Raw genomic sequence first — 23,437 nt, forward strand, 5'->3', positions numbered from 1 at the left:
CAAAAGTACTTATAATATTCTTATTTTATAAATAGCTATAAAACTGTTTTTTAATTGTGCTTCCAAATATTGCGTTAGATCAATTATTACTGTTGGACATAGAAACAACACCGGCGGCTCCAGCTATAGAGCACTTATCTGAAGATATGCAACAGCTTTGGCGGGAGAAAATGGCAAAAACTGCGCCAGTTTCAGGAAACGATGACTCAGCATACGTCGACAGGGCTGGCATCTACGCCGAATTTGGAAAAATAGTTTGCATTTCGGCAGGGTTTTTCAGCCTGGAAAATAACAGGTACCAGTTAAGGCTGAAATCGTTTTATCATGATGATGAAGCAGTTGTGCTTTCCGGATTTTTAGAATTAATTAATAAATTCTATGCAAAGTATCCCCGGTTCCAGTTTGCCGGGCATAACATCAAAGAATTTGATATTCCTTTTATTTGCAGGAGGTCTGTTATCCATCTGTTATCTTTGCCACAACCTTTACAGCTGCATGGATTTAAACCCTGGGAGGTTCCCATGCTGGATACCCTGCAGCTGTGGCGCTTCGGGGACTTTAAACATTACATTTCCCTGAAACTCCTGACCGCCGTAATGGGCATTGATACGCCCAAAGACGATATAGACGGCAGTATGGTAGGGAAGGTGTACTGGGAGGAAAAAGACCTGGAACGTATTGCCGCCTATTGCCAGAAAGATGTACTGGCAGTAGCACAGCTGCTGTTAAAATTCAAACGGTTACCGGCTTTGACCCCGGAAGATATTATCATCGTAAAAAAATAGTCGTAAAGACGAAAAGTAATGTAATAATGGAGTACCAGGACATCATCAGGGATTGGAAGCAACAGAAATTCAAATCATTATACTGGCTGGAAGGAGATGAAGACTTTTTCATTGACCAGGTAACCAGTTATGCTGAACATGAACTGCTGCCCGAATCGGAGAAAGGCTTCAATCTCACAGTCCTTTATGGAAAAGATACGGATTGGACCCAGGTGATCAATGCCTGCCGGAGATATCCCATGTTCGCAGAAAGACAGGTGGTACTTTTGAAAGAAGCACAGGCCATGCGCGACCTGCTGAAACTGGAAGCATATATAGATAATCCGCTTACCTCCACCGTGTTTGTAGTAGCGCATAAACAGGGCAAAATAGATGGCAGGAGTAAAATGGCCAAACTCATAAAAGAGAAAGGCGTGCTGCTGTCTACAAAAAAAATGTATGATAACCAGCTGCCTGGTTGGGTGGAAGGTTATGTAAGCAGCCGCGGACTGGCCATCTCACAAAAAGCTGCCATTCTCCTGGTAGATCATATCGGCAACGACCTGTCACGTATTGCCAATGAAATTGATAAACTGCTGGTGAATCTGCCTGCCCAGAAAAAGATCGATGAAACAGACATTGAAAAGTATGTGGGCATCAGCAAGGAATACAATGTGTTTGAGCTGCAGAACGCCCTGGGGCAAAAAAATACTGCCAAAGTATTCCGGATCATATCCTATTTTGCCGCTAATCCCAAAGCGGCGCCCATCCAAATGACGTTGCCGGCCCTGTATAACTTTTTCGCGAAAGTAAACCTCATTTTCAGCGTAAAAGGAGGGGAGAAAGAAGTGGCTTCGGCGCTCGGTGTGCACCCGTTTTTTGTAAAGGATTACATGAATGCAGCCCGTCAGTATGGACCGGAAGGCACAGAGAAAGCTATTTTGCTGTTACATCAGTATAACCTGCGGAGTATAGGCATTAACGATAGCGGTGTGGAAGATGGGGAACTGATGAAGGAGCTGATGTATAAGGTGATGAATTAAATAATCCCTGTAAACTGTTTCAATGGCTGTTGAAATAAAAAAGATATTCAGAACGCTGTTCGGTATTTTGTTTTTCTTTCTGGGTAGCTTTTGCGCTTTTATAGTGCTGCTGAATACTGTATCAGTCGGTAATGGAAGGGTCAGTGTAGACCTTAAAATGGATGCATACGCAGCTGTGTCGATGTGCTTTTATATAATAGCGTCTGCCTTTTTTTTCTGGCGGGGAGTTCGTTTAATGAAGCCTCTTAAAAAACGGGAAGAAACGATAGATTTCCTCGGCGAAGAATTCTAAGCACCCGCCAATATTTCCTTTGCCTGTGCGGAATCCTTATCCATCTGCACTATCAGCGCATCTATATTATCAAACTTCAGGTTGGAACGGATGTATTCCACAAAGTGAACGGTTAATTCCTGCCCGTAAATATCCTCATTAAAATCAAAGATATGCACCTCCAGGCGAAGGTCGGTGCCATTGAAGGTAGGGCGGAAGCCAATACTCATTACCGCCGGTAGCAATTTACTGCTGCCGCTAAGTTGTGCATTTACAGCATAAATACCCTCGGCAGGAATCAGTTTTCTTTCATCACTAAGATGCAGGTTAGCGGTGGGATAACCCAGTTGTCTGCCCATTTTATCGCCATGTACCACTTTGCCGGTGAGGAAATAGGTGTAATCCAGTAACTCATTGGCCAGCCGTATATTGCCTTCCTGCAGGCTTTTGCGAATTTTGGTGGAGCTAACGGTAAGGTCATGCACTATCTGCTGCGGAATCTCTACCAGGGTAAAACCATATTGCTGCTGCTCTGCCTCCAGCAGTTCAAGCCCTCCTTCCCGGTTGTGGCCAAACCGGTGATCATAGCCTATGATAATAGTATGCGGCCTGAAACGTGCTACCAGGAAATCTTCCAGGTAACTGCGGGCAGCCATTTCAGAAAACGCTTTGGTAAAGGGTACTACTACCAGGTGATCGATCCCGGCGCGCTCCAGCAAAGCGATCTTTTCAGGTAAGGTAGTCAGTAAGCGGATGTTATTGGGTGCAGGCTGTAATACTTCGCGTGGATGCGGATCAAAAGTAATGATCACGGTTTCGCCTCCGCAGGCAGTGGCAGCCTGCTCCAGTTGCTCAATAATGAAGCGGTGGCCTGCATGTACTCCGTCGAAAGTGCCTATTGTGATAACAGCCTTACGGAATTCCGGTAAATGGTCTAAGTCCCTGTGAACCTGCATATAAATCAATAACTATCAAAATCGCCGTGCAAATCTAACACATTCGGCGGGCATTCTGCATGGAATCTGTTACTTTTGCAGCCTGAAGAGCATCTTTATTTAGTTTATTTTTTATTTACATATTTATTTATTTCCCGGTGGATAATAATATTTACGCCAAACGTGGTGTTTCAGCAGGTAAGGAAGATGTGCATAATGCCATTAAGAACATTGATAAGGGGCTTTTCCCTAAAGCATTCTGCAAAATTGTACCCGATATTTTAGGAGGCGATGAAGCCTACTGTAATATCATGCACGCAGATGGAGCCGGTACCAAATCCTCCCTGGCTTACATTTATTGGAAAGAAACCGGGGATCTGGGCGTATGGAAAGGCATTGCCCAGGATGCTATTATAATGAACATGGACGACCTGCTTTGCGTAGGCGCCACCGACAATATCCTTCTTTCTTCCACTATCGGGCGGAATAAGCAATTGCTGCCCGGCGAGGTGATTGCTGCTATCATCAATGGTACGGAAGAAATCCTTGCGGAACTGCGTAATCACGGTATCAGTATCTATTCCACCGGTGGAGAAACCGCCGATGTGGGCGACCTGGTACGCACTATTATTGTAGACTCTACAGTTACCTGCCGCATGAAACGTGAAGAGGTGATTTCCAACGACCGGATCCAGGCAGGGGATGTAGTGGTAGGACTGGCTTCTTACGGGCAGGCCAGCTACGAATCGGAATACAATGGCGGCATGGGCAGCAACGGCCTTACCAGTGCGCGTCATGATGTATTTAATAAAGCAGTGGCTGAAAAATACCCTGAAAGCTTTGATCCGGGTATACCTTACGACCTGGTGTTCAGTGGTAAAAAATCACTGACAGATAAAATAGATATCCCGGGCTTTGGCGCTATGGATGCAGGTAAGCTGGTACTATCGCCCACCCGTACTTATGCACCGGTGATCAGGAAAGTGCTGGAGCAATTCCGCCCGCAGATCCACGGCATGGTGCATTGCAGTGGAGGCGCTCAAACCAAAGTGCTGCATTTTATTGAGAAGCTGCATGTGATCAAGGATAACCTGTTCCCGGTACCTCCGTTGTTCAGCCTTATCCAGGAGCAGTCAGGTACTCCCTGGAAGGAAATGTACCAGGTGTTCAATATGGGACACAGGATGGAGCTCTATGTACCGGAAGCAATAGCCGCAGACATCATCAGCATCTCCAAAAGCTTTAATATTGATGCACAGATTATAGGTAGGGTAGAAGCGGCGGCAGAAAAGAAAGTGACGGTGAAAGCACCTGCAGGAACTTTTGAGTATTGATCCTGATAATTTTTTAAAAAAACCGGTCACCATACAGTGACCGGTTTTTTTTATGGATTTATATTATTTGCCAATAAAATTCATGCTCCCCCAATCCTTCAAAAATCCAAAATGATCCAATCAATCAGCGTAATCCTGAGTCAGACAATCTTCGCTGCAAAAAAAGCCCCGGCGTAAGCCAGGGCTTTTCATTGATTGTTTATAGTTGTGTTAATTAGATATACTAAACCTGATAGGAAGATTAAACTGCACGGCTACCAGTTGTTTATTCTGTTCGCCCGGCTTCCATTTAGGCATTGCCTTAACTACCCTTATCGCTTCATCTTCCAGGCCATAGCCTTTCTTTGCACCAACTGTTTTCACATCACGGATCGAGCCATCTGCATCTACAATAAACTGTACAAAGGTAGTACCATCAACTTTGGCTTTCTGCGCCTCTTCGGGGTAGCGGATATTTTTATTGAGATAGCGTGCCAATGCCTCTTCACCTCCGGGAAATTGTGGTGGCTGTTCAACGAAGGTGAATACTTCCTTGTTGTCTGATGACGGGTGGAAAGTAATGGTCTTTCCGGGAGCAGGTGATGGTGGTGGTGGCGGTGTTTGTTTTCCTGCCTCCAGTACAAACCGGATGGGAAGGTTAAATTGTACAGCAACTGTTTTCCCCTGGTGTTTGCCGGGTATCCATTGCGGCATGGCCTGCACTACACGCAGACCTTCTTCAACAAGACCAAAGCCCGGATTCTTTCCAACGGCATGTGCATCTTTGATATAACCTTGTTCGTCTACTACAAATTGTATGAACACGGTGCCGGCTATTTTTTTATCCACTGCTGCCTTAGAATACCGGATATTTTTAGAAAGATATTTTGCCAGCGCTTCTTCGCCTCCCTGGAAGGAAGGGGGCTGCTCTACGAAAGTATATACATTGTCTTTCGTTTTGTTTGCCTTTTTAACAGGCGTGGTATCCATGGCAACCGCGGATGCAGGAACGATTGCAGGAGTGGGCGCTGCAGTGGTTGTGATGGTAAGCGCCGGAATGGCGGACGGGCGCTTATCGGCCACAAAAGCAAGGGAACAAAAAATGAATGCAGCCAGCGGCAGCACCATGATGCGCCGGAGGTAACTGAACCTGGGTGTATGGAATTGTGTCAGCATAAGGATTCTTCTTTTTATTGGCGGATGAAAAAAGTCGTTCGTAATACTGAATTGTTTGCTTTGAAAAGCCATCTGCAGGATGGTTTGGGCATAGCCGGCTATTTCTTCCCCCGCTGCTTTTTTGTCGGCCAGGAATTCATGCACCAGCGCCAGCTCCCGTTTTATCAGGTGAAAGAAAGGATTGATCCAGCATGCCGCGGTAACCAGCTCCATGAAAAGCTTATCGGCGCTGTGTTTCTCCTGAAGGTGTACCAGTTCATGTTTAAATATCTGTTGTCCTTCGGGCGAATTCAGGGAAGTTTGATGATCCCAGAAAATATAATTGAAGAAGGAGAAAGGGGCTTTGATATCCTTGTGTTTTACAAACCGGTAAGGAGGAATGTCCTGTACCTGGCTGCGGCGGATGAGGCTTTTGAGCCGTAAGAGGCTTACCAGTATTCTTATCATCAGTAAGCCAATCACAATAATGTACAGGGTATTGAGGATGGCATCGGAACTGATCCCCGGATTAGCCGGTATCACAGTTTCACGGAGGTCCACAATGCGTGCGGTATACGACAGCACCCTGGATGATTCCTGCGCCTGGCCCGGCAATGGGATCTGCAGGAGGGGGGTGAGCAGTGAAATCAGGGTGATCAGCATCAGGTAATACCGGTTCCACTGGTGGAAACGGTTGTTGCGCAGGGCAATATGATAGTAGCCGTATAGAACAGCAGAACAGATGATCACTTTGGAAAGATAGGTGAGCAGGACTGTCATGGTTAAGGTTTTTGGGCTGCTTTAATTTTTTGTACCAGTTTCTCCAGCTCGGCAATGCTCAGCTCTTTTTCTTTCACAAAAAAAGACACCATGTTGCTGAAGGAGCCGTCGAAATAACCTTTTACGATGTTGTTCACCGTTTTGTGGCTATAAGCATCTTTGGTAATCAAAGCAAAATACTGGTGGGATTTACCGTAGGCTTTAAAGTCAACAAATCCTTTTTCAATCAGTATTTTAACCAGGGTGGATACGGTATTGTAATGCGGTTTGGGTTCCGGCATTACTTCAATAATATCCTTTACAAAGGCGGGCCCTGTTTCCCATAAGGCCTGCATGATCTGTTCTTCTGCTTTGGTGAGCTGTTTCATATGTCGCGGTTATAGGAACCAAGTTAAAACTAATTATTTAGTTTGACAACTATTTTTTTAGTTTCAGAGAGATGGATATTTGATATATTATCACAACGAGTTATTTTTTAATTAGTTATTTTTGTCCGCACAGACCGTAAAAACAGAAAGGACATGACGCCTGAACAACCTATCATACAATTAACAAATGCCAGTATATACCAGGGCCATTCATTGATATTGAGTGATGTGAACATCACGGTAAATAAGGGTGAATTTGTGTATCTCATTGGTAAAACCGGTACCGGGAAATCCAGTTTGTTAAAAACATTGTATGGAGATCTACCTTTGAATGATGGCACAGGACAGGTGGTAGGCTTTGATCTTAAGAAGATGGATTGGAAAAAAGTGCCGTATCTTCGCCGGAATCTGGGGGTGGTATTCCAGGATTTTCAGTTATTAACCGACCGCAACGTGCATGATAACCTGAAATTTGCGCTCCGGGCAACCGGCTGGCAGGATCCTAAGGAAATGGAAAACAAGATCACGGATGTGCTGGAAAAAGTAGGATTGGGAACCAAAGGCTTTAAAATGCCGTATGAATTATCAGGAGGGGAGCAGCAGCGTGTGGACATTGCCCGTGCTATGCTGAATTCGCCTAAACTGATCCTGGCGGATGAGCCTACGGGTAACCTGGATCCTGAAACGTCCGACGGTATTATGCAGTTGTTGTTCCGTATCTGCCGGGAAGGCACAGCCATAGTAATGGCCACCCACGATTACATTGTATTACAGAAATTCCCGTCGAGAGTACTCCGTACGGAAAACGGGCATGTAACGGATAATGCAGCTGTGAATTTCTCTTCTTAGGAGTTGTTGAGAGAGAAAATTTTACAGATCTACATTATTCTCATTTATTATTAATTTCCGGTTAATTGGTAATTCCTATTTTTTGAACTACCTTTGCACCGGAAAAATAGCGACAAAAAACATTATTATTACTTATTATTTTTAAAGATGTCTTACTTAACTGTTGAAAAGAAAGCCAATATTTTTAAGGAATTTGGTGGAAGCGAAAAAAATACAGGCTCTGTGGAAGCACAAATCGCGCTGCTGACTGAGCGTATCAACAGCATTTCCGGTCACCTGAAACAAAACAAAAAAGATTTTTCTACCCACCGTGGTTTGATGAAGATGGTTGGCCAGAGAAAGCGTTTGCTTTCCTATTTATCTAAAACCAACCTCACAGGCTATCGTGCCCTCATCGAGAAGTTAGGTATCAGGAAATAACCATGACTTAATTATAGCGCTATTCCCAACTTATATGTTGGGAATAGTTTTTTTGTATGTATACGTTTTGTTATCCGATTGATTTGAAATGGATAACGTTATCTAATTAATCCTCACTTTATTATGAATCTGACACCTATTTCAGTGAAATTCGATATAGGAGACGGTCGTATGGTGACCATCGAAACCGGCAAGTTGGCCCGTCAGGCTGATGGCGCGGTTACGGTGCGTTTAGGTAATTCAATATTGCTGGCCACTGTGGTAGCAAATAAAGAACCCAAACCAGGCCAGTCTTTTTTCCCCCTTACTGTTGATTACCAGGAAAAGTTTGCATCTGCAGGCCGCATCCCTGGTTCCTTTTTCAAACGTGAAGGCCGGTTGTCTGATTCCGAGGTACTTATTTCCCGTTTGATTGACCGCGCTCTGCGCCCCCTGTTCCCCGATAATTATTTCTGTGAAGTACAGGTACTCGTTACCCTGATTTCATCTGATCCCGAAGTTATGCCCGATGCACTGGCCTGCCTGGCTGCATCCGCTGCACTGGCTGTTTCCGACGTGCCCATCCAGGAAATCATTTCTGAAGTACGCGTAGCCCGCATCGATGGCAAATTTGTGATCAACCCTAACCGTACCGAACTGGCCAAAGCCGACATGGACTTCATCATCGGTGCCACCGATAAGAACATCATGATGGTGGAAGGTGAAAGTAAAGAGTGCCAGGAAGAAGATCTGATCCTTGCCATTGAGGCAGCACACGCTGCTATCAAGGTGCAGGTAAAGGCACAGGAACAACTGCGTGACCTGAAAGGTGTAACCGGCAAACGTGAATACGCACAACCTCATCAGAACGAAGAACTGAAAGCAAAAGTAGAAGCTTTTGCAAAAGATAAAATTTACAAGGTGGCCAAATCGGCTTCCGCCAAGCACGACCGCAGTGATGCGTTTGCTGCTATCGGTGAGGAACTGAAAGAGCACCTGGGTGAATTACCGGAAGAAGACCAGCCGCTGGTAAAAGAATACCTGCACGACCTGGAAAAAGAAGTGATCCGCAACATGATCCTGGACGAATCCGTTCGCCTGGATGGCCGTTCACTGGACCAGGTACGTCCGCTGGCAATGGAAATCGATATCCTGCCTTCCCCTCACGGTTCAGCCCTGTTTACCCGCGGTGAAACACAGTCCCTGACCACTGTTACACTGGGTACTCCGGAAGATGAACTGCTGATCGAAAGCGCGGCGGTTTCCAACTATTCCAAATTTATCCTGCACTACAATTTCCCTCCCTTCTCTACAGGCGAAGTGAAAATGATGCGCGGCCCCGGCCGTCGTGAAGTAGGACATGGTAACCTGGCGATGCGCTCCCTGAAGCAGATGATGCCGGGCAGCGACTACGCTTATACCGTAAGGGTGGTTTCCGATATCCTCGAATCAAATGGTTCGTCCTCCATGGCTACCGTATGTGCCGGCTCCCTGGCACTGATGGATGCTGGTGTACCTATGCCAAAACATGTTTCCGGTGTGGCAATGGGACTTATCTCCCGCGCTTCCGATGGTAAATGGGCAGTATTAACAGATATCCTCGGTGATGAAGATCACCTCGGTGATATGGACTTCAAAGTAACCGGTACCCGTGATGGTATTGTGGGTATCCAGATGGATATTAAAGTAGATGGCCTGAGCATGGATGTAATGCGCTCTGCACTGGCCCAGGCCAAGAAAGGCCGCCTGCATATCGTGGAAGCTATGTACGAAGTAGTACCTGCTGCCCGTCCTGAACCAAAACCACATGCACCACGCATGGAAAAGATCATCATCGACCGTGAATTTATCGGCGCTGTGATCGGGCCCGGTGGTAAAATTATACAGGAGATCCAACGCGAAACCGGTACTACCATCAACATCGAAGAAGTTGGTGAAACCGGTGAAGTAAGCATCTTCTCTGCCCAGAAAGAAAGCCTCGATAAAGCAGTGGCATGGGTGAAAGGAATCATTGCTGTACCTGAAGTAGGTGAAGTATATGAGTCCGTTGTAAAATCCATTATGCCTTATGGTGCTTTCGTTGAGTTCATGCCTGGTAAACAAGGCTTGCTCCACATCTCCGAAGTTTCCTGGAAACGCCTGGAAACAATGGAAGGTGTGCTCACAGAAGGCGAAAAAGTGAAAGTAAAACTGACTGGTACTGATCCTAAAACCGGTAAATTTAAGCTGAGCCGTAAAGTGCTTATGCCTAAACCGGATGGATATGTGGAAAGACCAGAACGTGAAGAGCGTGGCGACAGAGGCGATTTCCGCGATCGCGGAGACCGTGGTGATCGCGGTGATCGTGGCGACAGACGTGGTCCCCGTGACGACAGACGTGGCGGTGATGACAGGCGCGGTGGCGGCGACAGGCGTGATTTCAACCGCGATGGAAACCGTGGCGGCGGAAACTACAACGCAGGTCCTGAAAAACCACAGGAGCCCACCTTTGATGCCGAATAGGCGCTGTTATAGCTAGCAGATAACTGGAATTAAATACAAAAAGAAAGCAGTCACCCAGGTGACTGCTTTTCTATTTATGATGGATCCGTTTTTATCTCCTGGTGAGCTGTTCTACCCGGAAAGTGCTTTCCCTGAAGATCTCCCGCCCGCTATTCAGGCGGAATACGCGGTAGTTGGTACCATCAACAGGCTCGGCAATCATTTTATAAGCCGGTTGTATTGCCTTTGTACTTCTGTCTATCACCCTTACTTCACCCGCAGCCAGCAGGTCTGGCATTATTTCTTCCACATAGGGAAGCATAATGCCCCCATCTTCTGCCCATAACATGTTCATTTTACCGGTACTGTAGCTGAAATCCTTATTGGCAGTATCTTCCAGGTAACAGTAGGCCTTACGGAAATGATTGCCCATATCTATGGCATTCAGGTGTGCAAACTGCACACTGTTAAATACCTTATTGCTATACTTACTGTTGCGGAGAGTGGAATCCATGGTCGCCATATATTCCGTAAGATGCTTCCGGTCAAAGATCAGTGTTACATTTTCGGTTTGATAAATAATAGAATCTGTGATAGGTTCAGGAGGCCGTACTTTGATTACCTGGGCTATTCCGGTCAGCGACAGGGCCATGCCGGTAAGCAGGAGAAACAGTGCTTTCATAGGATATGTGATATAATTTAAAAATCAAATATAACAAATTTTTATATCAGGAAGATGCGCGGGTTTACTTTGAAGCGATGAACAATCCCTATCGTTACCCGGTGAGGTAAAATAACCCGATATAATGTTTACGTTGAAGTAATGAACAATCCCCCGGCTGCCGCAGGCACGGGAAGCCGCCGTTTAATACAGCAGTGAAATCCATTGCTGTAAACGCTGAAAGCTACCAGCTAATAGCTATCTTTGCCGCCTATGTCCTACATTGCCATTACCATCCGCGCTGCTGCGGCACAAACAGACCTGCTGATTGCACAATTGTCTGAACTGAAGTACGAAGGGTTTGAAGAACAGCCAGATGCGCTGATCGCCTATATTCCCGCTGCCGATTTTGATGAGGCCGCACTGGAAGAGAAGCTTACCGCTCACGGGGTTACCTATACGAAAGAAACCATACTGCCGGTTAACTGGAACGCGGTATGGGAAAGTAATTTTCAGCCTGTGCAGGTAGACCGCTTTTGCGGTATCCGGGCGGAGTTTCACCCGCCGTTTGACCCGCAGCCCGAATATGAAATTATTATTACCCCTAAAATGGCTTTTGGTACCGGGCACCATGCCACTACCGCCTCTATGATAAAGCTCATGGAGCAGCTGGACCTTAAAGATAAAAAGGTGTTTGACTTCGGCACAGGCACCGGGATACTGGCTATACTGGCGGAAATGATGGGAGCAGCAACGATAGATGCCATCGACTATGATGAATGGTCTGTAAATAATACCCTGGAAAATATCGCCGCCAATGGAATGAGCAAAGTAAAGGTATGGCAGGCGGACAATCTTGATGTGATTACCGGAAAATATGATATATTGCTGGCAAATATCAACTATAACATTTTGATGAAATTTATGGGAGATATGTACCGGTTACTGGTGCCCGGAGGCAAATTACTGCTGAGTGGCATTTTACCTACCGATGAAGAAAACATTACAGCAGCAGCAGTTTCTGAAGGATTTACCAGGGAAGAAAGAATAGAAAAAGATAACTGGCTGGCGCTCCGGTTTTGTGTACCGGAAGTAAAATAAATAAAAGTTACATATAAATAGCGTTGATAATCCAACTTTTGTGTTACAATCTTTTCTAATATTCTCTCTATTTTAACACAGAATTTGTTATCTTAGCATTCCTAACTTGTAGTGATGGTAGAAATTTTATTGCTTATTTGTGCTTATCTGGTAGGATCTGTTCCTACGGCTGTTTGGGTGAGTAAAGGCGTTTTTGGTATGGATATCCGGGAGTATGGCAGCGGCAATGCCGGCGCCACTAATACTTTCAGGGTGCTTGGTCCGAAAGCGGGTACTTTTGTAATGGTGGTAGATATGCTGAAAGGTGTATTAGCCGTGCGTTTGGCTTATCTGGCGCCTTATTATCTTGATCCTGAGCACCTTACCCAGCTGGTGAACCTCCAGATCGGTTTGGGGCTCGCCGCAGTGGTAGGTCATATATTCCCCATTTGGGCAAACTTCAAGGGAGGTAAAGGAATTGCTACCCTGTTCGGACTGGTACTGGCTATCCAGCCCCTGGTAGCTTTGTGTTGTGTAGGGGTCTTTTTAATGATCCTTTTCCTGACAAGATATGTGTCTCTCAGCTCTATCATTGCCAGTATCGCTTTTCCCATACTTATCCTCTATATCTTCAACGAACCTGAAATTTTTTATCGCATATTTGCTATAGCTGTTGCTTTAATGGTGGTATTAACCCACCAGAAGAATATCACGCGGTTGTTAAAAGGAGTGGAAAGTAAAGTGCCACTGTTTAAAAACAAAAAGGACAAGAACTAGTTATAGTTATATTATTAAAGCAGGAAGCAAAAAGCGATAGCCATAAAATGTGCATGCTTTTTGCTTTGTGCTTTTTGCGTTTTACGCATATTTAAATTGATGCTCCCATGAAAAAGTATGTCTTATTCTTTACTGCAAGCCTTGCATTGGCGGCCTGTTCACGTGTACCCATTACCGGCCGTAGCCAGTTGAACCTTGTTCCTGAAAGTACCATGCAATCTATGGCGCTGCAGCAGTACCAGTCGTTTTTGTCAGAGAACAAAGTAGTATCGCAAACTGCCAGTAAAGATGCCGAAATGGTAAAAAGGGTGGGCCAGCGTATTGCGAACGCGGTAACCAGGTACATGAACCAGAATAACATGGGTAATGAAATATCCAGCTATAAATGGGAGTTTAACCTGGTAGACAGTAAAGAAGTAAATGCCTGGTGCATGCCGGGTGGTAAAGTGGTGGTGTATACCGGTTTGCTGCCGGTAACCCAAAACGAAACAGCACTTGCCTGTGTAATGGGACATGAAATTGCACATGCTATTGCCCGTCATGGTAACGAGCGTATGAGCCAGGGCCTGGTAATGCAGGGAATCCAGGTAGCAGGTTCGGTAGCATTAAACAGGAATCCCACCGCAGTAAATATTTTTAACCAGGCATTCGGAGTTGGCGGTAATTTAGGTACCCTGGCTTTTTCCCGTGGTAATGAGCTGGAGGCCGATCACCTGGGCGTGATATTCATGGCGATGGCAGGTTACAACCCGCAGGAATCCATTCCTTTCTGGCAGCGTATGGCTAACATGAGCAAGGGTCAGAAACCGCCTGAACTCCTGAGCACTCACCCAAGCGATGCTACCCGCGTACAGAAATTGCAACAGCTGATGCCGGAGGCAATGAAATATTATACTCCCGGTAAAGCATAAATTATAAAAAAGCAACGGGCCGGTAATGTATCATTACCGGCCCGTTGCTTTTTTATCTTCCTTATTCTGTTATAATTTCAATCACCTTTTTATTTTTCTGCACTTTCATTTTATCCGGAACATGTGCCAGGATCTCTTTCTTAAAAGCCTCAATCAACGCCTGTTTGATAAAATGACGGTGTGTTACCAGGCTGATCTCCCTTACCGGTTCCGGCGCTTTGAAATAGCGCACCATATTCAGCTGGCGGGTGGAAAGATCCTGCAGCGACAACTCCGGTAAAATCGTATAGCCTTCATTGATATCCACCATTCTTTTCAGCGTTTCCACACTGCCGGTATTGTATTCCAGGTTCTTATTATCGCCCATGGTGAACTTATCCTTGCAGATATTCAGCACCTGGTTACGCATACAATGGCCTTCATTCAGCAACCATACATCTTTGATGTCCAGGTCTTCTGCCTTCACTATTTTTTTCTCGTACAGGGAATTGGTTTTAGCAGCATATACTACAAACGATTCATAAAATAAAGGATGCTCTTCCAGGTGGGGATTGTGCAGTGGAGTGGCCAGTAAGCCGCAATCCAGCAGTTCCTGTTTCAGCTGCTGCATAATCTGTTCTGTAGGATATTCCCATATCTCCAGCCGTACTTTCGGATATTTTTTCATGAAACCCGTGAGTATACGGGGAAGCAGGTAAGGCGCCAGGGTGGGGATGATCCCTACTTTCAGATTTCCCTGTACCTCTTTTTTCTGATCTGCAATGATCTCCCGGATACGGGCATTTTCTTTAATAATGATCCTGGCCTGGGCTATCACGGATACGCCTATTTCTGTAGGCACTACCGGTAATTTACTGCGGTCAAACAGTTTAATGCCTAATTCATCTTCCAGTTTCTGTATCTGCATGCTCAGCGTTGGCTGGGTTACAAAGCATTTCTCTGCTGCTACTACAAAACTTCTGTATGTATCTACCGCAACGATGTACTCCAATTGAACTGTGGTCATTTCCTCTGAGATTGTGGAAACAAAGGTATAAATAAAATCTATAGGAAAGACGTTAAATCCTATAAAAGCGAATGACGGCAAAGAAATATTTTCCTGCCGTCATTTGCATTATAATGAATGTATTTAATTAGAATATCCGGTAACGGTATTTAATTTTTTCCGTATTGCTATACAGTTCCCTGATGTTGATAGACGCCTGGATTTCTGCCACTGCTTCTGTTTTCAGGTTCCTGAATTCAGCCTGCTTGGTGTCGATAATGCTTTTATCGGCAAGCCCGTTATCCTGCGCTATTTTTAGTGAGTTGTTCACTTTGGTATAATATGAATCCAGCAAAGTGAAATACTCGTTGTAAAGATTTTCAAACCGCTTGGTTTGCAGCACCAGGTCTTCCAGCTGGTTGTTTACTTCTTTCAGGGAAGAATTCTCGCGGAGCAGGGATTCGTAATCGATCCGTTTGCCTTTGGTGTATTTCTCTTCCAGTTTTGCAAAGTAATCCACTACCTTCTCTTTCTTGAAATCAAAAAAGTATTCATTCATCGTTTGGCTCAGACCCTGGTTGCCTTTTTGAGGAGCAGGGAATTTAAGAGAGGTGGCGGTAAATGAAAGATGATCAAACAGGTTATCCTGCAACAGGCTTAGCTGATCTTTGTTAAAGTTCAACCCATATTCAAATTTCTGGTTAGCATCATTCAATGCAGTATAATACACCACATATTTATTCAGCTCTTTTTCGAATTCCTGTAATGACTTCTGGTTGATCTGCTTATTATTCACACTCACGCTGTGAAGAAAGTTCATCACCGAGTTGGCAATAGCCAGCGGCGGCGTGAGGGAAGTAAAGCTCTGGAAAATAGGGCTGTTGATGATGGATTTGGTAGACTCCACAATCTTGGAGTTCTTCTCACTTTTATCGCCCTTATTTTTCAGGATAATCTTTTCAACCAGTTCCACGATACGGTCGCTCAGCGAAAACCCTAACGCTTTACTTTCAGGGTTATTCAGGGAGGTAATAAAAACATCGAGGTTATTGGTAGTGGTACGCGACTTCAGATCGATGATCTTTTTGTTAAGCAGGTAATACGTTTCGCTGGCATTGATGATATTGTTCTTTATCAGCTCGTATTTGGTGATGTTATCTATTTCCTTTCCCTGTAAAAGAGCCTGTATCGCAGTGGAGTTTTGTTTGTCATTGTCGGTGATCCGTTGTATGTCTTCCATCAGTTTACGGATAGTGGTATCCTGCGTTTTGATTACAGGCGCTGTGGTACTTTTCAGTTCCGGGTCCTGTGCGTAAGCTGTCTGGAAAGTAAAAAGTAAAACAAGAGGGGCTGGTAGCACTTTCATCCATCCGGTGGTCAGGAGTCTCTGAGCCAGGTGTACTAACGGTAATGACTCATCGGGCTTGCAGGTCAAGCGTTTATCATGCCTCATTTCCGTTGGTAGGTGTTTTAACATGTTGTTTTTGCTTTTTGTTAACAAAAATTTAAGAAAATATGATGCCAAAAACGTCATCACGCAAAGATAAATAATTAATAACAGTTAAAATTAAATCATGATAGGTGGCATCGGGCTGGCATTTACCTGATATATTTTGAATTATCAGCAGGTAAGTTACCTTTGCTGCCAAATTTGATCCACTTTCATGCTTAACAACAAAAAGATAGTGGTTGTATTACCGGCCTACAACGCAGCACTTACACTGGAAAAAACATTCCGGGAGATCCCTTTTGACATAGTTGACGACGTGGTACTGGTAGACGATGCCAGCAGGGACGATACCCTTGAAGTCGGCAAGCGGCTTGGGATTCAGCACCTGATACGTCATGATAAAAACAAGGGTTACGGAGGTAACCAGAAATCCTGTTACAACAAAGCACTTGAGCTGGGAGCCGATATCGTGGTGATGTTGCACCCCGATTACCAATACACACCCAAGCTCATTATTGCTATGTGCAGTATTATTGCCAATGATGTATACCCGGTGGTTTTCGGGTCCAGGATCCTGGGAAAGGGCGCCCTGAAAGGGGGAATGCCGATGTATAAATATATATTTAATCGTTTCTTAACATTGACACAAAACATCCTCATCGGTCAGAAACTGAGTGAATATCACACCGGTTACCGGACATTCTCATCGGAGGTATTGCGTAATATCAACTATATGGCTGATAATGACGATTTTGTGTTTGATAATGAAATGGTTTCCCAGATATTTATGAAAGGATACGATATTGCAGAGATTACCTGTCCTACCAAATATTTTGACGAGGCCTCCAGTATCAATTTCAAGCGCAGCGCCATTTACGGCCTCGGCGTATTGAGAGTGTCCCTGCAGCATCGTTTGCATATGTGGGGCATCGTAAAAGGAAAGATCTATTAAAAAATAATTCAGCCAGTGGGTTTAGCGCAACAGTATAATTTAGCAGGAAAATACCTGAAGTATTATTTTACTTCAGGCAATCGTCATGATGTACATTCTCCCTTTGTATTTTCACTGATAGAAGACGTGTTGCTGGATAAGAAACAGCATCCTGCTTTCCGGGAAATAGAACAGTTGCGGAAACAACTTCTGAAAAGCGATGAAACGCTGCAGGTGACCGACCTGGGCGCAGGATCACTGATGTCGGCCGGTAATGAGCGTCGTGTGCGGGACATCACCCGTTATGCCGCCAAACAGCCTAAATTCGGCCAGTTATTTTACCGGCTGATACAATACCTCCAACCTGCCCGTATCCTGGAACTGGGCACTTCTATGGGGCTTTCTACGGCATATATGGCAAAGGCTGCCCCGCATGGCCATGTTTATACCATAGAAGGATGCCCTAATATAGCAGCCAGGGCTGCCAAAAATTTTGAAGCGCTGCACATAAAAAATATCAGGCAGATCACCGGTAACTTCGACACCGTGTTACCGGATGTATTAAAGCAGATACAGTTGCCCGACTGGGTTTATATAGATGGCAATCACCGCAAAGAGCCTACGCTGGCCTACTTTGAGCAGTGCCTTCAGTTTGCGGATGAGTATTCGGTTTTTATTTTCGACGATATTCACTGGACCCCGGATATGGAAGCAGCCTGGCATACCATACAGGAACATCCGCAGGTAACCATGACCATCGACCTGTTTTTTATAGGGCTGGTATTTTTCAGAAAGGATTTTAAGGTGAAACAACATTTTACCCTGAAATACTGATTTTGAGGTAGTATATTAGGGCATAAAATTTCCCCGTTATGCGTTACCTGAAAATACTCCTCATTGCCTGTTCGCTCTCCGGCAGCCTGGCAGCCACTGCACAGGATAGTCTTTCCCAATACAGTAAAGAATCGTTTATCCGTAAGGGTGATACCCTGCGGTACCGTCTCCTGTTGCCGGCTAAATACAACCGTCATAAAAAATACCCATTGGTTGTTTTCCTGCATGGAGCAGGGGAAAGAGGCCGGGACAATGAGGCGCAACTTAAGCATGGAGGCGCCATGTTCCTGCGTGATACCATACGTGCCAACTACCCTGCATTTGTACTTTTCCCCCAGTGCCCGGATAATCAAACCTGGGCGCCTATGAAATTTGTGCGCGATAGTACCGGTAAAGTCATACAGGCAGATTTCCCGCTGGATGGCGATCCTACACCTCCCACTGCTTTACTTAACCAGTTGCTGGATAGCCTGCTGGCAAGCGGAAAAATAGATATCCAACGTGTATACATCGGTGGTTTATCGCTTGGAGGAATGGGTACTTTCTATGAAATCACGAAACGTCCCAACCTTTTTGCTGCTGCGTTTCCTATCTGTGGCGCAGGTAACGTGGCCGCCGCTGGAAACTTTGCGAAAAAAGTGCCGGTGTGGATCTTTCACGGCGGAGAAGATAAGATAGTGCCGGTAGAGGCTTCCAGGGCTTATGATGAGAAACTGAAAGCATTGGGCGCCGAAGAAAAATATACAGAATATCCCGGCGTGGGGCACAACAGCTGGGATAATATGTTTGTGGAGCCCGGTTTTATGCCCTGGTTATTTAAACACCGTAAAAAATAAAAGAAGAAGGAGCGTTCAGGCGCTCCTTCTTCTTTTTTACATCTTAATTACCACCCAATGCCCTGTACAGGGATACCATGCCCTGGTATACATTACGCCGCGTGGTTACCAACGCCAGTTCGGCTTCCAGCACATTTTTCTGTGCAGTGATCACTTCCAGGTAGTTGGCATACCCTGTTGTGAAAAGCACATTTGCTGTAGACACCGCCTGTTGTAATACCAGTACCTCTTTGCTTTTCAGCGCATACGCTTCCTGCTGGTTCTCTACTTTATTCAGGGCAGATGCCACTTCCTGGTATCCATTTACAATGGCCTGCTGGTAATCGTAGAAAGCCGTCCACGCATTGGCGGTACTGATATTGTATTGTGCCTTTATCTGTTTTTTATTGAAGATGGGGGCGGTTAAATTGCCTACAGCGCCCCAGGCAATGGATGCGGGCGACTGGAACAGCAACCCCGCTTTGAAGGCATTAAAACCTGCATAAGGGGTAATGGTAAGGCCAGGTAAAAAGGCCGCCCTTGCCGCTTTAACATCGGCTTTTGTAGCAGCCAGCTCCAGCTCGGCGCGTTGTACATCCGGGCGTTGCAGCAGCAAACTGGCGGGAATCCCTCTTTTAATAGCATCGGGCAAGGCCTGCGTGTCCTTTACAACGCTGCGCTCAACAGGCTGTGGCAACCTGCCCAGGAGGGCGTTGAGCTGGTTTTCAAGGGAAGCAATTTCCTGTTTGACGCCATACTCCAATGCCTGCGTGCTCAGCAGCTGTGCGGTGAATTGTTGTACTGCGAGCTCTGTAGCGCGGCCACCGGCTTTCTGAATGTGCACGGTAGCAACAGCCGCTTCCTGTAATTTGATATTGCGTTGAATAATAGCCAGCTCATTGTCCATCGCAGTGAGTTCGTAATACAGGCCGGTAACGCCTGCTACAATTTGTGTGGTAAGCAGGCGCCGTCCCTGTTCACTGCCCAGGAAGCGTGCATAGGTAGCCTGGCGCTGACTTTTCAGTTTTCCCCACAGGTCTATTTCCCAGCTGCTTCTCAGCCCGGCGAAATACTCAGGCGTTGGGCCGGGGATACGTTGGTCTTTACTGATATTGGGCGACAGGTTGGTATCAAAGTTACCTACACCGTTAAGTGTATAGTCTGCGTACTTATCCACACCGGCCGACAGGGAAAGGTTCAGCGATGGCAGCCATGCATTCTTCGCCATCATCAGGTTGGCCTGGGCGGTGGCCACCCGCTGTGCTGCGGAGAGCAGGTCGTAGTTGTTACGCAACGCAGTGTCGATGAGGCTCCGCAGATGAGGATCATTAAACACCTGTGTAAAGTTTTGCAGCGAAATGGTATCGCTGCTGTTACCGGAAACCACGGGAACGCTTATACGTTCCGGCAGGGCCAGTTCCTTTTGTGTGCTGCAGGCCACTGTTGCAGTGGCCATGGCAGCATATAATGCGTATTGATATATTCGTTTATTCATTGGTGTAAGCTTTTAGTTCAACGGATTTTTTCCTGATCATGGAAGCAAACAGCACATATAATCCGGGTATGATCAGTACACCGAAGATGGTTCCGATGAGCATTCCGCCCGCAGCGGTGGTACCGATGGAACGGTTGCCCATGGCGCCTGCGCCGGAAGCAATACAAAGGGGTATCAATCCGGCTATGAACGCAAAGGAGGTCATGAGAATAGGGCGTAGCCTGGATACGGCTCCTTCTTTGGCCGCTGCCAGGATAGTAGCGCCATGTTTGTTTCTCAGGATGGCAAACTCCACGATGAGGATAGCGTTTTTACCCAGTAATCCTATCAGCATTACCAGCGCTACCTGCGCATAGATATTATTTTCCAGGCCCAGCAGCTTCAGCGAAAGGAAGGCGCCAAAGATACCGGCGGGCAGCGACAGCAACACGGGCAACGGCAACAGGAAGCTTTCATACTGGGCCGCCAGCAGCAGGTACACAAATACCAGTACGATAATAAAAATATAAACCGCCTGGTTACCGGAAAGGATCTGCTCCCTGGTCATACCGCTCCATTCATAGCTGTATCCCCTGGGAAGTTCTTTGGCGGCTACTTCCTGCACGGCAGCAATGGCCTGGCTGCTGCTGAACCCGGGTTTGGCGTCGCCATTGATCATAGCGGCGGTATACATATTATACCGTGTTAGCTGTTCCGGGCCGTATACGCGTTCCAGTTTTACGAAGTCGGAATAGGAAACCATTTCACCCCGGTCGTTTTTTACGTATAGCCGTAACAGGTCGTCGGGTTTGGCACGGTAAGCCGGATCCGCCTGTACCATTACCTTATACATTTGCCCGAAGCGGATGAAGTTAGACGCATAGAAGCTACCCATCAGCGTTTGCAGGTTGCTCATGGCATTCTCTATACTCACCCCTTTTTTGGCTGCCATGGCCTGGTCTACATGGATCAGGTACTGGGGGAACTCCGCATCAAAGCTGGTGAAGGCGCTGCCTATTTCCGGCCGTTTTTTCAGTGCATCAATGAATTGATTGGTTACCTGTGCCGTTTGCCGCAGGTCGCCGGTACCGCTGCGGTCGAGCAGCCGTAATTCAAACCCGCTGGAGTTACCAAACCCGGGAACGGTAGGCGGCGGGAAAAATTCGATACTAGCATCTGCAATAGCGGCTGTTTTCTTTTGTAAGATTTCAATGATATCCTGTACGGAGGCTTCGCGCTCGTCCCATGATTTCAGGTTTACCATGCCCATGCCATAGGAAGCGCCGGCTACCTCATTTACCAGGCTGTAACCCGCCAGGGTGGATACGGATTCTACTTCGCCCAGTTCAGCGGCAATAGCCTGTACCTGGTCCAGTATGGCTTCGGTGCGTTCTACAGTGGCGCCGGGAGGAGTGGTTACGTTTACATAGATCATGCCCTGGTCTTCAGTAGGGATGAACCCTGAAGGGAGGATAGCGCTTACGCCCCAGGTGGCGGCGAAGAAAAAGATGAGGCAGGCCAGGGTGATCAGTCTCCTTCCTGCGATGAAGCTGATGAGCTTCGCATATTTATTTTCAGTAGCATTATATCCTTTGTTGAAAGCATTAAAGAAGCGCTGCAGCAGGTTCTTTTTACGTGGTTTGCCATGTGTGTCTTTCAACATGATGGCACAGAGTGCAGGCGTTAACGTTACTGCGTTAATACCGGAGATCACGATAGAAATGGCCAGAGTGAGGGAGAACTGCCGGTAGAAAACCCCGACCGGGCCCGACAGGAATGCCACTGGTATAAATACTGCAGACATTACAAGAGTGATGGCCACCAATGCTCCGCTGATCTCCTTCATGGCGGCCAGCGTGGCTTCCATAGGAGGCAGGTGCTCTTCACTCATCTTTACGTGTACCGCTTCCACTACAACAATGGCATTGTCTACCACGATACCAATAGCCAGCACCAGGGCAAAAAGAGTGAGCAGGTTAATAGAGAAGCCCATCATCTGCATAAAGGCCAGCGTACCGATCAGTGCTACCGGTACGGCAAGGGCCGGGATGAGGGTGGAGCGGAAATCCTGCAGGAAAATAAATACTACTATAAACACCAGCAGGAATGCCTCAAACAAGGTTCTTACCACTTCATGGATAGAGGCATCCAGGAAGCGGGATACGTCGTAGTTGAAGTTGAAGGTCATGCCCGGGGGAAATGAGGATTGCTTCATTTCTTCCATTTTTGCCTTCACATTGTTAATTACATCACGCGCATTGGAGCCGGGCCGCTGTTTGAGCATGATAGAGGCAGAGGGTTTACCATCTGTTTTGGATACCATGCTGTAGGTGAGCGAACCGAATTCTACATCGGCAATATCTTTCAGGTGAAGCACCGAACCATCCTGGCCGGCCCGCAATACGATCTGCCGGTATTGTTCCGGCTCAAAAAACTTACCGGTATACCGCAATACATATTGCAGCATATTGGGGTCTTTATCAGAGCTTTCGCCGGTTTTACCGGGAGCGGCTTCAATGTTCTGTTTACGGATGGCCTGTATCACTTCATCGGCGGATACGTTGTAAGCCAGCATGCGATCGGGTTTCAGCCATACGCGCATGGCGTATTCCTTTGCACCCATGATTTCCGCGCGGCCTACACCGTCGATACGTTTCAGTTCCTGGAGCACATTGATATCTGCAAAGTTGTAGATGAACTGCTCATCAAGGGTGGTGTCTTCACTCATCACGTTGAGGTACAGCAGCATACTGTTCACCTCTTTTTCCGTGGTAACACCCGCCTTGATCACTTCTTCCGGCAGCTCATCAATGATGGTGGCCACGCGGTTTTGTACGTTTACAGCTGCCTGGTCGGGATCTGTACCCACCTGGAAAAATACCTGGATCACCGTGATCCCGTCGTTACTGGATACAGACGACATATACGTCATACCAGGCACCCCGTTAATAGCCCTCTCCAAAGGTGTAGACACCGCCTTGGCAGATACTTCTGCGTTGGCGCCGGTATATTTGGCCGTTACTGTTACGGAAGGCGGCACAATATCCGGGAACTGGGTAACCGGTAATGTAAACAGGGCAAGCAGGCCTACCAGTGTGATAATAAGCGATATGACCAGTGACAACACCGGTCTTTTTATAAAAGTTTCAAACATTATTGCG

The 23,437-nt window shown here is 46.4% G+C and carries 21 protein-coding genes; 13 read left to right on the forward strand and 8 right to left on the reverse strand.

What is annotated here, in order from left to right:
* The first annotated feature begins 92 nt into the window (after positions 1-92).
* The 3 genes from FN124_RS18755 to FN124_RS18765 are packed head-to-tail and all read left to right on the forward strand — an operon-like array spanning position 93 to position 2,099.
* Positions 93-785, forward strand: a complete 693-nt coding sequence (locus tag FN124_RS18755) for a ribonuclease H-like domain-containing protein (protein ID WP_260607501.1) — start codon at positions 93-95, stop codon at positions 783-785.
* 26 nt (positions 786-811) lie between these two features.
* Positions 812-1,807: a DNA polymerase III subunit delta gene (gene holA, locus FN124_RS18760; protein WP_142686284.1), complete on the forward strand. Its 996-nt coding sequence runs from the start codon at positions 812-814 to the stop codon at positions 1,805-1,807.
* Positions 1,808-1,829: 22 nt separating this feature from the next.
* On the forward strand, positions 1,830-2,099 hold the full coding sequence (locus FN124_RS18765) for a hypothetical protein (protein ID WP_142686285.1): 270 nt from the start codon (positions 1,830-1,832) through the stop codon (positions 2,097-2,099).
* Here the strand turns inward: FN124_RS18765 and FN124_RS18770 are convergent.
* A complete protein-coding gene (locus FN124_RS18770) occupies positions 2,096-3,034 on the reverse strand; it encodes a bifunctional riboflavin kinase/FAD synthetase (protein ID WP_142686286.1) in 939 nt (312 codons plus the stop codon). The two genes, FN124_RS18765 and FN124_RS18770, sit on opposite strands and share 4 nt — an antisense overlap.
* 137 nt (positions 3,035-3,171) lie before the next feature.
* On the opposite strand from FN124_RS18770, the gene FN124_RS18775 reads away from it, so the two are divergent.
* The gene (locus FN124_RS18775) at positions 3,172-4,347 is read left to right on the forward strand and encodes an AIR synthase related protein (RefSeq protein WP_142686287.1); all 1,176 of its coding nucleotides are present in this window, start codon (positions 3,172-3,174) and stop codon (positions 4,345-4,347) included.
* A gap of 210 nt (positions 4,348-4,557) precedes the next feature.
* Here the strand turns inward: FN124_RS18775 and FN124_RS18780 are convergent, their stop codons facing one another.
* Both FN124_RS18780 and FN124_RS18785 read right to left on the reverse strand, forming a co-directional pair.
* A complete protein-coding gene (locus FN124_RS18780; RefSeq protein ID WP_142686288.1) occupies positions 4,558-6,261 on the reverse strand; it encodes a M56 family metallopeptidase in 1,704 nt (567 codons plus the stop codon).
* Between the two features lie 2 nt (positions 6,262-6,263).
* Positions 6,264-6,629 (reverse strand): BlaI/MecI/CopY family transcriptional regulator, encoded by a 366-nt coding sequence (locus FN124_RS18785; RefSeq protein WP_142686289.1) that lies wholly within the window; start codon positions 6,627-6,629, stop codon positions 6,264-6,266.
* A 153-nt stretch (positions 6,630-6,782) separates the two neighbouring features.
* Between FN124_RS18785 and FN124_RS18790 the strand changes: the two genes are divergently transcribed.
* The 3 genes from FN124_RS18790 (at position 6,783) to FN124_RS18800 (ending at position 10,379) form a co-directional block, all read left to right on the forward strand.
* Positions 6,783-7,478, forward strand: a complete 696-nt coding sequence (locus FN124_RS18790) for a cell division ATP-binding protein FtsE (RefSeq protein ID WP_079470432.1) — start codon at positions 6,783-6,785, stop codon at positions 7,476-7,478.
* A 147-nt stretch (positions 7,479-7,625) separates the two neighbouring features.
* Positions 7,626-7,898 (forward strand): 30S ribosomal protein S15, encoded by a 273-nt coding sequence (gene rpsO / locus FN124_RS18795; protein WP_079470431.1) that lies wholly within the window; start codon positions 7,626-7,628, stop codon positions 7,896-7,898.
* 123 nt (positions 7,899-8,021) lie between these two features.
* Positions 8,022-10,379, forward strand: a complete 2,358-nt coding sequence (locus FN124_RS18800; RefSeq protein WP_142686290.1) for a polyribonucleotide nucleotidyltransferase — start codon at positions 8,022-8,024, stop codon at positions 10,377-10,379.
* 91 nt (positions 10,380-10,470) lie between these two features.
* Here FN124_RS18800 and FN124_RS18805 read toward each other — a convergent pair whose 3' ends face one another.
* The gene (locus tag FN124_RS18805; RefSeq protein ID WP_142686291.1) at positions 10,471-11,040 is read right to left on the reverse strand and encodes a hypothetical protein; all 570 of its coding nucleotides are present in this window, start codon (positions 11,038-11,040) and stop codon (positions 10,471-10,473) included.
* 252 nt (positions 11,041-11,292) lie between these two features.
* Here FN124_RS18805 and prmA point away from each other — a divergent pair, with 252 nt between their 5' ends.
* The 3 genes from prmA to FN124_RS18820 all read left to right on the forward strand — a co-directional run bounded on the left by prmA (position 11,293) and on the right by FN124_RS18820 (position 13,787).
* A complete protein-coding gene (prmA, locus tag FN124_RS18810) occupies positions 11,293-12,120 on the forward strand; it encodes a 50S ribosomal protein L11 methyltransferase (RefSeq protein WP_142686292.1) in 828 nt (275 codons plus the stop codon).
* Between the two features lie 114 nt (positions 12,121-12,234).
* A complete protein-coding gene (plsY, locus tag FN124_RS18815; protein ID WP_142686293.1) occupies positions 12,235-12,876 on the forward strand; it encodes a glycerol-3-phosphate 1-O-acyltransferase PlsY in 642 nt (213 codons plus the stop codon).
* A 107-nt stretch (positions 12,877-12,983) separates the two neighbouring features.
* Entirely contained in the window at positions 12,984-13,787 is an 804-nt protein-coding gene (locus FN124_RS18820; protein WP_142686294.1) for a M48 family metallopeptidase, read from the forward strand.
* Between the two features lie 61 nt (positions 13,788-13,848).
* Here the strand turns inward: FN124_RS18820 and FN124_RS18825 are convergent, their stop codons facing one another.
* Positions 13,849-14,793, reverse strand: a complete 945-nt coding sequence (locus FN124_RS18825; protein ID WP_142686295.1) for a hydrogen peroxide-inducible genes activator — start codon at positions 14,791-14,793, stop codon at positions 13,849-13,851.
* Between the two features lie 127 nt (positions 14,794-14,920).
* The gene (locus FN124_RS18830; RefSeq protein WP_142686296.1) at positions 14,921-16,249 is read right to left on the reverse strand and encodes a hypothetical protein; all 1,329 of its coding nucleotides are present in this window, start codon (positions 16,247-16,249) and stop codon (positions 14,921-14,923) included.
* A gap of 187 nt (positions 16,250-16,436) precedes the next feature.
* Between FN124_RS18830 and FN124_RS18835 the strand changes: the two genes are divergently transcribed.
* From FN124_RS18835 to FN124_RS18845, 3 genes are read left to right on the forward strand one after another with little or no spacing between them, the layout of a single operon-like run.
* Positions 16,437-17,174 carry a glycosyltransferase family 2 protein gene (locus tag FN124_RS18835; RefSeq protein WP_142686297.1) on the forward strand — a complete coding sequence of 246 codons (738 nt, stop codon included), beginning with the start codon at positions 16,437-16,439 and terminating at the stop codon, positions 17,172-17,174.
* Positions 17,175-17,189: 15 nt separating this feature from the next.
* Positions 17,190-17,987, forward strand: coding sequence for an O-methyltransferase (locus FN124_RS18840; protein ID WP_142686298.1), 798 nt, complete (start codon positions 17,190-17,192; stop codon positions 17,985-17,987).
* 38 nt (positions 17,988-18,025) lie between these two features.
* Complete coding sequence (locus tag FN124_RS18845; RefSeq protein ID WP_142686299.1) at positions 18,026-18,823, forward strand: carboxylesterase family protein; 798 nt, start codon at positions 18,026-18,028, stop codon at positions 18,821-18,823.
* A gap of 43 nt (positions 18,824-18,866) precedes the next feature.
* Here FN124_RS18845 and FN124_RS18850 read toward each other — a convergent pair whose 3' ends face one another.
* Entirely contained in the window at positions 18,867-20,297 is a 1,431-nt protein-coding gene (locus FN124_RS18850; RefSeq protein ID WP_260607506.1) for a TolC family protein, read from the reverse strand.
* Positions 20,290-23,430 (reverse strand): efflux RND transporter permease subunit, encoded by a 3,141-nt coding sequence (locus FN124_RS18855; protein WP_142686300.1) that lies wholly within the window; start codon positions 23,428-23,430, stop codon positions 20,290-20,292. Before FN124_RS18855 ends, FN124_RS18850 begins: the two co-directional genes overlap by 8 nt.
* Positions 23,431-23,437 lie beyond the last annotated feature (7 nt).

It is taken from the genome of Chitinophaga polysaccharea, from assembly GCF_902150045.1.
GTDB lineage: Bacteria > Bacteroidota > Bacteroidia > Chitinophagales > Chitinophagaceae > Chitinophaga > Chitinophaga polysaccharea_A.